The organism is Neorhizobium galegae, from assembly GCF_021391675.1.
In the GTDB taxonomy this organism is placed as follows: domain Bacteria; phylum Pseudomonadota; class Alphaproteobacteria; order Rhizobiales; family Rhizobiaceae; genus Neorhizobium; species Neorhizobium galegae_B.
Genome location: NZ_CP090095.1, coordinates 3,758,841 through 3,771,454 on the forward strand (window position 1 = coordinate 3,758,841; position 12,614 = coordinate 3,771,454).

A 12,614-nucleotide genomic window follows, 5' to 3' on the forward strand; every position below is an offset into this window, starting at 1 on the left:
TTCAAGAATGCGCCTCAGCGCCACGAATAACCGTGGCTGTGGCGAACGAGCTTGCGTGCCCGCGGGATATAGCGGCTGGCGGTGATGGCCTCCGAACCGATAACCGCGTAACGCGGCTCGAACAGTTTTTGGAGACGCGAGACGTCGCCGTTGGAATCGGTCGCCTCGAGATCGGCGTCGATGAGATCGAAGATGGTGAAATCGGCGCGTTCGCCGACCGACAGCCGGTTTTCCATGGAAAGCTTGATGACCGAAGCCGGGTGATGGGTGACGGCTTCCACAACCTTGTCGAACGGCATGCCGACCGACAGCAGCTTGGACATGGTGGTCGCCAGGTCCCAGACCGGAAAGTTCATCGAATGGCCGTGCAGGTCGGTCGAGATCGAATAGGGCAGCAGGCCGCGGGCAATCGCCGCTTCCGCCACCTTGAAGGAGAAGGACGCGCCGCCATGGCCGATATCGAGGCGGATGCCCTCGCCGGCGCAGCGTTCGGCGAGATTGTAGAGGTCCTCGTCTTCCATGATGCTCGAACCGGCCTTCCCGTTGAAGCAATGGGTGACGACGTCGCCGGGGCCGAGGATTTCCAGCACCTCGTCATAGAGCGCCGGCGGTTCGCCGACATGCACCATCATCGGAACCTTGAGGATCTTGGCGATCTTCTTGCCGAGCTTGACGGGGGTGACGCCCCAGGAACCGGTGATGACGTGGCTCGCACGCACCTTGATGCCGACGATATGCTCCTTGTTTTCCGCATAACATTCGAGGATGCGGTCGAGGTCGATATCGCGGATATCACGCAGTTCGGCGACGCGATTGCAGGCGACCAGACCGATCGAACCGAGGTTCAGGAACGCCTTGATGCGCTCCTTGGACGGCTCGATGATATATTCGCGGAACCCATGGAAATTGGCCTCGCCGGCAGAACCGGCATCGACCAGCGTCGTCACGCCGCGCTCGGCGCCGCATTCGGACGGACGAATCGAGATATCGGTGCCGCCATGCCAGATATGCACATGCAGGTCGACCCAGCCGGGCGAGATGAAGGCGCCCTTGCCATCGACCCGGATCGCATCCGCGGGGGCTGCGAGCGACGGGCCGATGGCGGAGATTTTTCCATCGGCGCCGACCAGGATGTCAGTCGTGCCGGAGGCCGCATTGCCGCCAAAAGCCATCGGCTTCACATTGGTGAGGAGGAGCGGCTGGCCCGCTGTTTCACCGGTCATTTACAGGTCCTTTCGAAGTCTTGGATCGAGCATGTCCCGCAGTCCGTCGCCGACCATTTGCAGCGACAGAACGGAAAGAATGATGGCAAAGCCCGGGAAATAGGTCATCCAGTCGGCCTGGCCGATATATTGGCGCCCGCTGGCAATCATCGTTCCCCAGGTGGGAATTTCGGGGCTGACGCCGAGGCCGAGGAAGGAAAGCCCGGCTTCGGCGAGCATGGCGCTGGCAAACAGGAACGTGCCCTGCACCAGGATCGGCGATATCAGGTTGCGCAGCACGTGCCGCGTCATGATGTGGAAGGTCGAGATACCCAGAGCCTTCGCCGCCTCCACGTAAGGCAGTTCGCGGATCACCAGCGTCGAGGCCCGGACGATACGGGCGAGCCTCGGCGAATAGACGATCGACAAGGCGATGATCACCGTCACCAGCGATGGCCCGAGCGCGGCAACCAGCGCGATGGCAAGCAGGATATCCGGGAAGGCCATCATCGCATCGATCAGCCGGGCGATCGGCGTGTCGAGCCTCTGGAAGAAGCCCGCAAGCAGACCGAGCGTCACGCCGATGATCGCCGAAAGGGTGACGACAGCCGCCCCGACCAGCAGCGACAGCCGCCCCGCAAAAATGGTGCGCGAAAAGATATCGCGGCCGAACTCGTCGGTGCCGAACCAGTAGATCTCGCTCGGCGGCTTCAGCCGGTTGACGATCGACAGTTTCGACGGCGAATAGGGCGCGATCCACGGCGCAAAGACCGCCAGCATAACGAAGATCACGATGACGACCAGCCCGAGCGCGACCGTCTTGCGTTTCAGGAAGCGGCGGAAGAACTTGGCGCCCTCGCTCGAGGCCGGCTTGGTGGTGACAATTTCCGCCATCAGTAGCGCACCCTTGGATCGACCAGCAGATAAAGCATGTCGATCGCGAAATTGATCAGGACATAGAGGGCGGCGATAACGAGCAGCGCACCCTGGATGACGGGATAGTCACGCCGCAGCACCGCCGAAACGACCAGATTGCCGACGCCCGGCAGGCCGAACACGGTTTCGGTGACGACAGCACCGGAAATCAGCACGGCGGCGGTCAAGCCCAGCACGGTGAGGATCGGGATCAGCGCGTTCTTCAGCGCATGTTTCAGCACGACGCGCCGCTCGACCAGCCCCTTTGCGCGGGCGGTGCGGATATAATCGTCGCCGAGCACGTCGAGCATCGATGCCCGGGTAAAACGCAGGATTAGCGCCGAAGAAACGAGGCCGAGCGCGAAGGCCGGCAACGTCAGGTGATACATGCGCTCGGCAAAACTCGCACCAGGCCCGCCGTAACCGGAAACGGGGAAAATGTTGAGCCGCACCGCGAAGAACTGCATCAGGATGAGTCCGAGCCAGAAGCTCGGAATGCTGGCCGCCAGCATCGCCACCATTGTCGCGGCCTGGTCGATCAAGGACCCGCGCCGATAGGCGGCATAGATGCCGATCGGCAGCGCGATGAGGCTCGCAATTGCAAGCGAGAAAATCGTCAGGAAGAAGGTCGGTTCGGCGCGGTCGAGAAGCGCTGATGTCACCGGCATGTTGAGAAATATCGACTGGCCGAGGTCACCCTTCAGAAGCTGGCCGATATAGAAGACATATTGAACTGCGATGGACTGATCGAGGCCGAGGCGCGTGCGCAGTTCGGCGACGTCCTGGGCCGTGGCATCGGGACCGAGCATGACCGCGGCCGGATCGCCGGGCGTCACGCGAACGATCACGAAGACGATCGTCACGACGAGAAACATCACCACGATCATGCCGGCAAGGCGTTGAAGGATATAGCGTATCATACGAAGGTGTTCCTGTGTCCGGCCGTGCGGACATCATCGAAAACGGATGCCGATCCGTAAACCGGCATCCGTCCGGGAGGACTATTACTTCTTGATCGATGCGTTCCAGAAATAAGGCCACGGAGCCGGATCGACGCCCTGAAGCTTGGTCGAGATCGCAGAGACCGCGTTGAAATCGCCGATCTTCATGAAAGGCGCCTCGTCATACATGGCCTTCTGGACATTGGCCCAGAGCTCGACGCGCTTCTTCGGATCCGACTCAGCCGAGAAAGCATCCACGGCCGCCTTTCTGGCAGGCGTATCCCACCAGCCCGGGGAAGTCGGCGCCAGCGAACCGATCAGTGCCGGCTCCGGCAGGAAGGGGCTGTGAGTGATATAGATGTCCCAAAGCGCCTTGTCGGTGCGGCGCTGGGTGAGCGTCGCCCAGTCGACCACCTGCATGTCGACGGCAAAGCCGGCAAGCTTCAGATACTCGGCTGCGACCTGCGCCATCTTGTAGTGGAACTCGTATTGGCGGCTGGTCAGGATGCGGATCGGCTTGCCGTCATAACCCGCAGCCTTGGCGGCCTTGGCAGCACCTTCAGGATCGGCGACGTTGTAATTGCCCTTCACGCCGGCATCCGTGCTCCAGGTGAAGGAGGCCGGATAGATGTTGCCGTCGAGCGCGTAGAAATCCTTGCTGCCGAAGGCGGCGGCCAGCATGTCTTCCATGCTGAGCGCCTGGCGGATCGCCTTGCGAACGCCAAGGCTCTTGGCAGCGCCTTCCGCGGTGTTGAAGACGAAGACCGGGTAGCCGAACGGCTTCAGGAGCAGCGGCTGGGTGGCCTTCGAGGCCTTCACCTTGTCGAAGGATTCGACCGGCAGCGAGTCGACATAGTCGTACTGGCCGGAAACGGCGGCTTCGACGCGGGTGTTCGGGTCCGGAACCGGTACGAAGCGGATCTCGTCGAGATACTGGTGGCGGGCGCCGCCATAACCGTCGCTCTCGCCGGAGCGCGGCTTATAGTCCTTGAAGCGGACGAGCTGGATATATTGATCCGCCTTGCGCTCCTTCAGCATATAGGGTCCAGTACCGGCAAAGTCGGTCATCGTGTCGGCCTGCTTCTCAGCCGGGATGATGATTGCCGCGGAGTTGTTGAAGGCGAGCAGCGAGACGAGCGGCGCATAGGGCTGCTTCAGCTTGATCGTTACGGTCGCCGGATCGGCGGCGGAGACGGACTCGATGAAGCCGGCGGCCTGCTTGCCACGCGAGGCGAGCTTGGTCCAGCGGGTGAGCGAAGCGACGACATCTTCCGAGGTCATGTCGCTGCCGTCATGGAATTTGATGCCGGTGCGCAGCTTGACCGTATAGGTTTTGCCGTCGTCGCTGACCGCAGGCAGGCTTTCCGCGAGAAGCGGCGTGACGCCCCACTTCTTGTCGAACGTATAGAGCGTTTCGAAAATGTGCTGCGTGACGATACCAACAAGGTCGGCCGTCGAAGTCATCGGATCGAGCGTCGGCGGCTCCCCGATGGTCGCGACGTTGATGACGCCGCCCTTCTCCTGCGCCATCAGGAATGACGGCGTGGCGACGAGCGCGGTTGCAACAAGGAATGCAAGCTTCAGCTTCATGATAGTCTCCCGTTTATGTTCCACAATTATGTTATATAGGCTTTTATAACAGAATATAGAATGAAGCCGCCCTGTCAATGGGGAGGTAGGGACGAGCGGCGGCGGCCGCTGATAACGATATTTGCGACCCCGACGCCGGGAGGTTTCAGCCGAGATCGTTTGCGGAGATCCTCGATCGGCAGCGCGACGCGCCGGCGCCCCCACAAAATCTCGATCTAATTCGTCGCCTGGGACTGGACGAATGCGTCTTCGACAGCGAAAACACACGGCCTCGGCTGCGAGCTGAAAACCGCGCTTCGCGCCAAGCCAAAGACAAGACAGGATAGAGTGGCCCGTTCGGCCACATCTAACGGGAGGAGATACACCAGCATGACCGACAATCTCATCGATACGTTTGCCAACGGGCTTTTTGTCGGCCGCGTCTGGAATCCTGCTGTTTCAGGCCCGAGCGTCGTCACCCTGCGTGACGGTGCCCTGGTCGATATCACCAGCAGGCAAGCGCCGACCCTCAGCGCGCTTCTGGAGCGCGCTGATGCTGCGGAATTTGTCCGAAACGCCGCTGGCCCGGTCATCGGCACGTTGGAAGACATTGCCGGGAACAGCACGGGCAAGCCCGATCCGTCGCATCCCCATCTGCTGGCGCCCGTCGATCTCCAGGCGGTCAAGGCCTGCGGCGTGACATTCGCGCAATCGATGATCGAGCGCGTCATCGAGGAGAAGGCCGCCGGCAATCCGGACAGGGCGGCCGCCATCCGGCAGACCGTCAGCACGATCATCGGCGGCAGCCTCAAGGACCTGAAGGCCGGTTCGCCGCAATCCGCGAAGGTCAAGGAAGCGCTGATCAGGGAGGGCATGTGGTCGCAATATCTCGAAGTCGGGATCGGCCCGGATGCTGAAGTCTTCACCAAGGCGCCGGTGTTGGCCTCGGTCGGCTGGGGCGCGGATGTCGGCCTCCATCCCGTATCGACCTGGAACAATCCGGAGCCGGAAATCGTGCTGGCGGTCAACAGCCAGGGCGAGATCAAGGGAGCGACGCTCGGCAACGACGTCAACCTGCGCGACGTCGAGGGGCGCTCGGCGCTTCTGCTCGGCAAGGCAAAGGACAACAATGCCTCCTGCTCGATCGGGCCTTTCATCCGCCTCTTCGATGAAGATTACGGACTGGACGATGTCCGCAATGCCGAACTCGACCTGCGCGTCACCGGGCCGGAGGGATATGTCCTTAACGGCAAGAGCTCAATGTCGCAGATCAGCCGCGACCCGCTCGATCTCGTCAAGCATACATGCGGCGAGCATCATCAGTATCCCGACGGCTTCATGTTGTTTCTCGGCACGCTGTTTGCACCGACGGAGGATCGCGACGTGCCGAACCAGGGCTTTACCCACAAGATCGGCGACATCGTCGAGATCTCCTCTCCGGGCCTCGGCACGCTGCGCAACACGGTACGCCTCTCGACCGAATGCCCTCCCTGGAGCTTCGGCATCTCGGCGCTGATGAAGAACCTCGCTGCCCGTGGGTTGCTCTAGATAGAGCGACCCTCCTTCTTTCTCGCATCGCCGACTGCCGACCCTCGCCACGGCAGTCAAATCGGTCTATGAGACCGGCATGGACGAGACGGGACGCCGAACAGAATGAACACGCCTTGGAACAAGCCGGTCGTCGTATCGATCGGCGAGCCGCCGGCCGAAACCACGATCGAAACGACGCAGGCCGCGGCATGGGCGATGATCGAGGACTGGCCGGTGGAGGATGGCACGGCCCTCGACCGGGCCCTCGAAGTCTGCGCCGCGGTGGATGCCGGAAAACGCAAGCCTGAAGAAGCCCGAAAGGCCTTCGTCGAAGCGGCTATGGAAGCGCATATCCTGATTCGCGCCTGAGCTTTCCGCCAGATCGATCCGCGTCATCTCCAATAACGAAGCAGGCTGCTCGCTCCCTTGCCGGGACAAGCGTCAGGCGCTGCGTACGCCGGTTACGCAAAGAAAGGCGTTGACAGGCGCGCGGCCGGTTGGGGACAACGGGGAGCTGATTGGCGCTTGCCTGGTTCGCGGCCCGCGTCGAAAATGAGGATGGCCGATCGAGTTGACCGGCAGAATGACAAAAGGGGATTTGAAAGCATGACCGATTTCGATGCGGTGCACGAACGCCGGGGCACCGGCAGCTCGAAGTGGAGCAAGTATCCGGACGACGTGCTGCCCATGTGGGTCGCCGACATGGACTTCCCCGCAGCACCGGAGATCGTCGAAGCCATCCGCAACCGGCTCGAACATCCGATGCTCGGCTACGGCGTCGCCCGCGACGAACTGCGCGCCCGGATCGTCGCCGATATGCAGGAAAAATACGGCTGGACCGTCTCGCCCGACGAGATCGTCTTCCTCCCCGGAGTCGTACCCGGCTTCAACATGGCGCTGCACGCGATGCTTCAGCCCGGCGACGGCGTACTGGTGCAGACGCCGGTCTACCGTCCCATCCTCGAAGCCCCCGCGAATTGGAACCTTGTTCGACACGAAGCGCCGCTTACCCCGGCTGGTGAAGGCTATGTGATGGATGCCGATGCCTTCGCGGCGGAACTGGCAAAATCGAAGGCACTGCTGTTCTGCAACCCGCAGAACCCCACAGGCAAAGTATTCACGGCAGAGGAACTGAGGACAATCACCAACCTCTGCCGCCAGAACGATACGCTGATCATCTCCGACGAAATCCATTGCGACCTTCTGTTCGATGGTCGCCGCCACGTACCGATCGCCACGCTTTCGCAAGATGCCGCCAATCGCACCATCACCCTGATGGCTGCCAGCAAGACCTACAACATCGCCGGCCTCAAGACCGCCTTCGCGATCGTTGGCAACAAGGCGATCCGCGAAAAATTCAACCAGGCGCGGCTCGGAATGGTCGACAACGCCAATATCATCGGGCTCGAGGCGACGCTTGCGGCCTTCTCGAAGGCGGGAGACTGGAAGACGCGGATGCTCGCCTATATCGAGGCTAACCGAGATTTTCTATCGGCCGAACTGGCGCGCCGGTTTCCCAAGATCAAGCTCATCCCGTCGGAAGGCACGTTCCTCGCCTGGCTCGACTGCACGGAACTCGGTCTGGAACCGAACGCGCAGAGCTATTTCCTCGAGCACGGCAAGGTCGGCTTTAATGCCGGATCGGAATTCGGGGAGGCCTACGGCAACTTCGTCCGCGTCAATTTCGGATGCCCGCGCACCCTGCTTGAGGAGGGCCTGAGCCGCATGGAACGCGCAATCGGCCGGAATACCTGATCGGTTCACTCGATCAAATAATAAGAATTGGCCGCCGGCGGAACCCATCCGCCGGCATCATCGCAGGCCGGAGGGATCAGACGATCCCGCCGCCGCCGCTGGTCGAGGCCGGGCGTTCCGCGGCGACCTGTTTTCGATAACCGCTGGCGCGATAGGCCGCGACCGGATCGATCGCTCCGCCTGTGCGGCGACGGGCTTCGGCGAGGATCGGCTCCACATCGGTGCGATAGGCGCGCTTCAGCGTCTCGGATGCCATCAGCGCATCGTTTTCCTGCTGGAAATCGTCAAGTGCTACCCGATCGACCAGCAAAGCCTGTGCATAGGCGCGGCGAATCTCGTTGGCGCTGGAAATCAGGCTTTCGATCGGATCGGTGACGTTATGCGACTGGTCGATCATATGTGCCGGGCGGAAATCCCTGATCCCACGATGTTCGGCATCCACCAACTCGTTGAAGACGAGGAAGAGGCGGTAGGGCTCGATCGCACCGGCATCGAGGTCGTCGTCGCCATATTTGGAATCGTTGAAGTGGAAGCCGCCGAGCTTGCCGAACTGGATGAGGCGCGCAACGATCATCTCGATATTGGTGTTCGGCGCATGGTGGCCGAGATCGACGAGGCAGAAGGCCTTCGGTCCCAGCGTATTGGCGATCAGATAATTCGTGCCCCAGTCCTGCACCACCGTCGAATAGAAGGCGGGCTCGTACATCTTGTGCTCGGAAAACAGCCGCCAATCGTCCGGCAGTGCCTTGTAGATCTCCGCCATCGAAGCGAGATAACGCTCGAACACCCGCGTGAAGTGGCTCTGGCCCGGAAAATTCGAACCGTCGCCGATCCACACCGTCAGCGCCTTGGAGCCGATTGCCTTGCCGATCTCGATACATTCGAGATTGTGCTCGATCGCCTGGGCGCGCGTCGCAGCATTCGTGTGGCTGAGCGAGCCGTATTTGTAGGAATGCGCCTGACCCGGAGCATCCGAAAACGTATTCGAGTTCATCGCGTCGAAACCGAGGCCCAGTGCTTCGCCCTTGGCGCGCAACTCCCCCGGATCCGCCTTGTCCCACGGGATATGCAGCGAAACCGTCGGGGTCGCGCGGGTCAGCTGGTGAATGACGGCGCAATCATCGAGCTTGTCGAAAATGCCGCGCGGCTCACCCTGACCCGGGAAACGGGCGAAGCGCGTGCCGCCGGTGCCGACGCCCCAGGAGGGTACGGCGACGAAGAACTTTTCGACATCCCGGGTAATCGTTTCGATATCGATGCCGCGCCGCGACAGGTTATCGCCGAGCGCGTCGTAGTCGGATTTGAGCGCTGCTGTGCGTTTGTCGTTTTCGGCGGCGATCACATTGGTTGTGATCTTTAACTCGGCCATTCGGTCCTCCCATCTGATTTTGTCTCTTCTCCCCAGCGGGGAGAAGGTGGCCCGAAGGGTCGGATGAGGGGTCTTCGCGGCACATTCTGCCTTTCGCTTATCGCTCAAGGCGTCGCTTTGCTCCTCCCCCTCATCTGCCCTGTCGGGCATCTTCTCCCCAGCGGGGAGAAGATATTACCTTACCGCGTAAAGCTCTGGGCGTTGCCGGCATCCACGTTGATGATATTCCCCGTCGACTTGGCCGAGGCATCGCTGGCGAGGAAATAGATTGCCTCCGCAATATCCTCCGGGAAGACATTGAGCTTGAGCAGCGACCGCTTGCGGTAGTGCTCCTCCAGGTCGTCCACCTCGATCTTGGAGGAAGCCGCCCGCTGTTCGCGCCATTCGCCATTCCAGATCTTGGAGCCGCGCAGCACCGCATCCGGATTGACCGTATTGACGCGAATGCCGGCATCGGCGCCTTCCAGCGCCAGGCACCTGGCGAGATGGATTTCGGCGGCCTTGGCAGTGCAATAGGCAGATGCATTGGGCGAGGAGGCAAGCCCGTTCTTGGAAGCGACAAAGACAATATTGCCGCCGAGCTTCTGGCGGCGGAACAACCGGAATGCCTCGCGCGACACGAGGAAATAACCCGTCGCCAGGATGTCGATATTCTTGCTCCACATCGCAAGCGTGGTTTCCTCGACCGGCGCGGAAGACGCAATCCCGGCATTCGAGACGAGGATATCGACGCCGCCGAATTCGACGCAGGCCTCGGCAAACGCCGTGATCACCGCGTCCTCGGTCGTCACGTCGAGCAGGACCCCACGCACCACATCCCTGCCGAAGGACTTTTCGAAATCTGCCCTGGTCGTATCAAGAGCGCCGCCGTCGATATCGGCAAGCACCACGCAGGCACCCTCGCCCATCAGCCTGGCTGCGGTCGCCCGCCCAATGCCGCCGGCGCCGCCGGTGACGAAGGCCACCTGTCCGGCAAGGCTTTTCGGCTTCGGCATGCGCTGCAGCTTCGCCTCTTCGAGCAGCCAGTATTCGATGTCGAAGGCCTCCTGCTCCGGCAGGCCCTGATATTCGGAAACCGTGGACGCCCCGCGCATCACGTTGATGGCGTTGACGTAGAACTCGCCGGCAATACGGGCCGTCGCCTTGTCACGCGCAAACGACAGCAGGCCGACGCCCGGAACCAGGAAGATCACCGGGTTGGGGTCGCGCATGGCGGGCGAATTGTCGTGTTTGCAGGTCTCGTAATAGCGGCTGTAATCGGCGCGATAATCTTCGAGCGCCTTGTCAAGCGCAGTGATGACCGCATCGACATCCGGCTTCGCGGGATCGAAATCGACGATCAGCGGACGGATTTTCGTTCGCAGGAAATGGTCCGGGCAGGAAGTGCCGAGCGCGCCGAGCGGCTTCAGGTCCTTGGAATTGACGAATTCCAGCACCGCGTCCTGATCGTCGAAATGGCCGAGCTTGCGCTCCGCCTTGCCGATCCGGCCGCGGATCTCCGGCATCAGTTTCGCGACGATCGCCCGGCGCTCCGGCGCGGGCAGGCTCTTGGTCGCGGCGCCACCGAAGATCGTCTTGCCTTCGGTCTCCTTGGCGAACCATTCGATCGCCTTGTTGATGATGTCGAGCGTCAGCTCGTAGCAGGCCTTGGCGTCATCGGCCCAGGTGAACAGGCCGTGGCTTTCCAGCACGACGCCCTTGGCATTCGGGTTAGCCTTGACGAACGCTTCGAGATCGAGCCCGAGCTGGAAACCCGGCCGCCGCCAAGGCAGCCAGCCGATTTCGGAACCGAAGACCTGCTGCGTCAGCTCCTTCGAATTCCTGGAAGCCGCAATCGCGATGATCGCATCCGGGTGCATGTGGTCCACATGCGTGAACGGCACGAAACCGTGCAGCGGGGTATCGATGGAAGCGGCGCGCGGATTGAGGTTGAAGGTGCAGTGCGGCAGGAAACCGACCATCCGGTCCTCATCCTCGACACCCTTGTAGAGCCCCTTCAGCGCTTCCAGCTTGTCCATGTAGAGGGTGGCGAAACCATCGAGCTTAATCGTGCCGACATCGCCGCCCGACCCCTTCACCCACATGACCTTCACTTTTTCGCCGGTCAGCGGATCGGTTTCCATCACCTTGGCCGAGGTATTGCCGCCGCCGTAATTGGTGATGCGCTTGTCGGCACCGAGAAGATTGGAGCGATAGAGCAGCTTGCCGGGCTCATCGAGCTTGGCAGCTTGAACATCATCCCAACGGTTTTCGAGAAGGCGGGTTTGGCCCGACATCGCTTGTCCTCCCAACGTGTTTCGGCTCACGGCGACGAGGCGGCCGCCATCTCCCTGTTGTGGGTATCGCGCATTGCCGCGCCTTCTGTCAATCATAAACGATCATAAACTTTCATTGTGCAACGCAATAAAAGCGAATTTGATCGTTTCTGATTGACATCATAAATTTTCCAGCAATAGTTGTCGCTCAGGAGGAGCCCATGCACGAACGTGAACGCCATCGCATCATCTTGAGCGCCATCCAGGAAAAGCCCGTCATCACGGTGCAGGATATCGCCGAATTGACCGAGGCTTCGGAAGCGACGATCCGGCGCGACATCGCTTCGCTGCACGTTCAGGGCAAGCTCCGGCGCGTCCGGGGCGGCGCGGAAGCGGTGCATCCGCCGCAGATCGGCCAGCTTGCCGCCCGCTCTTTCCGGGTGTCGGAATCGGTCAATATCGACAAGAAGCGCGCAATTGCGAGGCGCGCGGTCGAACTTTGCGACGAGGGCGACAGCGTCATCATCAACGGCGGCACGACGACGTTCCAGATGGTGCATTTCATGTCGGCCCGCCGCCTGCAGGTGATGACCAATTCGTTTGCGATCGCCGAACATCTGGTCAAGCATTCGAAGAACACGGTGACGATACCGGGCGGCGCGATCTACCGCGAGCAGAGCCTGATCCTGTCGCCCTTCGACAATGACGCGATCCGCAATTTTTATGCACGGCGCATGTTCATCGGGGCGCAGGGGGTCGGCCCGCTCGGCGTGATGGAAGCAGATGCGCTGGTGATCCAGAGCGAGCAGAAGCTGATGCACCAGGCCGAGGAACTGATCGTGATGGTGGATTCGTCAAAGTTTTCGCGCCGATCGAGCCTCATCCTGTGCCCGCTCGACCGGGTGACGACCGTCATCACCGATGATGGCGTGACCGACGACGCCGCACGGATGATCGAGGACGCGGGCGTCAAACTGATTGTCGCCGGTGCCGCCGCAGCGGACATGGCCAAGGAGGATTCTTCGTCGGCCGCGTGAGGAGCGACCGACGGGAGGACGATTGAACTATCAACTGGGAG

10 protein-coding genes are annotated in these 12,614 nt (G+C 61.4%); 4 read left to right on the top strand and 6 right to left on the bottom strand.

Features of this window, described 5'->3' with window-relative positions; translation table 11 throughout:
• Nucleotides 1-14: 14 nt before the first annotated feature.
• The 4 genes from LZK81_RS18445 to LZK81_RS18460 all read right to left on the bottom strand — a co-directional run bounded on the left by LZK81_RS18445 (nt 15) and on the right by LZK81_RS18460 (nt 4,648).
• Entirely contained in the window at nt 15-1,223 is a 1,209-nt protein-coding gene (locus LZK81_RS18445; RefSeq protein ID WP_233954178.1) for an amidohydrolase/deacetylase family metallohydrolase, read from the bottom strand.
• Nucleotides 1,224-2,096 carry an ABC transporter permease gene (locus LZK81_RS18450; protein ID WP_233954179.1) on the bottom strand — a complete coding sequence of 291 codons (873 nt, stop codon included), beginning with the start codon at nt 2,094-2,096 and terminating at the stop codon, nt 1,224-1,226.
• On the bottom strand, nt 2,096-3,037 hold the full coding sequence (locus LZK81_RS18455; RefSeq protein ID WP_233954180.1) for an ABC transporter permease: 942 nt from the start codon (nt 3,035-3,037) through the stop codon (nt 2,096-2,098). The genes LZK81_RS18450 and LZK81_RS18455 overlap by 1 nt, the downstream gene beginning before the upstream one ends.
• A gap of 84 nt (nt 3,038-3,121) precedes the next feature.
• Entirely contained in the window at nt 3,122-4,648 is a 1,527-nt protein-coding gene (locus tag LZK81_RS18460; RefSeq protein WP_233954181.1) for an ABC transporter substrate-binding protein, read from the bottom strand.
• A 369-nt stretch (nt 4,649-5,017) separates the two neighbouring features.
• Here LZK81_RS18460 and LZK81_RS18465 point away from each other — a divergent pair, with 369 nt between their 5' ends.
• The 3 genes from LZK81_RS18465 to LZK81_RS18475 all read left to right on the top strand — a co-directional run bounded on the left by LZK81_RS18465 (nt 5,018) and on the right by LZK81_RS18475 (nt 7,912).
• A complete protein-coding gene (locus LZK81_RS18465) occupies nt 5,018-6,175 on the top strand; it encodes a fumarylacetoacetate hydrolase family protein (RefSeq protein WP_233954182.1) in 1,158 nt (385 codons plus the stop codon).
• 105 nt (nt 6,176-6,280) lie between these two features.
• A complete protein-coding gene (locus LZK81_RS18470) occupies nt 6,281-6,526 on the top strand; it encodes a DUF982 domain-containing protein (RefSeq protein ID WP_233954183.1) in 246 nt (81 codons plus the stop codon).
• A gap of 237 nt (nt 6,527-6,763) precedes the next feature.
• Nucleotides 6,764-7,912, top strand: a complete 1,149-nt coding sequence (locus tag LZK81_RS18475) for a MalY/PatB family protein (protein ID WP_233954184.1) — start codon at nt 6,764-6,766, stop codon at nt 7,910-7,912.
• A gap of 76 nt (nt 7,913-7,988) precedes the next feature.
• Here LZK81_RS18475 and rhaI read toward each other — a convergent pair whose 3' ends face one another.
• Complete coding sequence (rhaI, locus tag LZK81_RS18480) at nt 7,989-9,281, bottom strand: L-rhamnose catabolism isomerase (RefSeq protein ID WP_233954185.1); 1,293 nt, start codon at nt 9,279-9,281, stop codon at nt 7,989-7,991.
• Nucleotides 9,282-9,460: 179 nt separating this feature from the next.
• A complete protein-coding gene (locus tag LZK81_RS18485) occupies nt 9,461-11,557 on the bottom strand; it encodes a bifunctional rhamnulose-1-phosphate aldolase/short-chain dehydrogenase (RefSeq protein ID WP_233954186.1) in 2,097 nt (698 codons plus the stop codon).
• 200 nt (nt 11,558-11,757) lie between these two features.
• Between LZK81_RS18485 and LZK81_RS18490 the strand changes: the two genes are divergently transcribed.
• Nucleotides 11,758-12,573, top strand: a complete 816-nt coding sequence (locus tag LZK81_RS18490; protein WP_233954187.1) for a DeoR/GlpR family DNA-binding transcription regulator — start codon at nt 11,758-11,760, stop codon at nt 12,571-12,573.
• Nucleotides 12,574-12,614 lie beyond the last annotated feature (41 nt).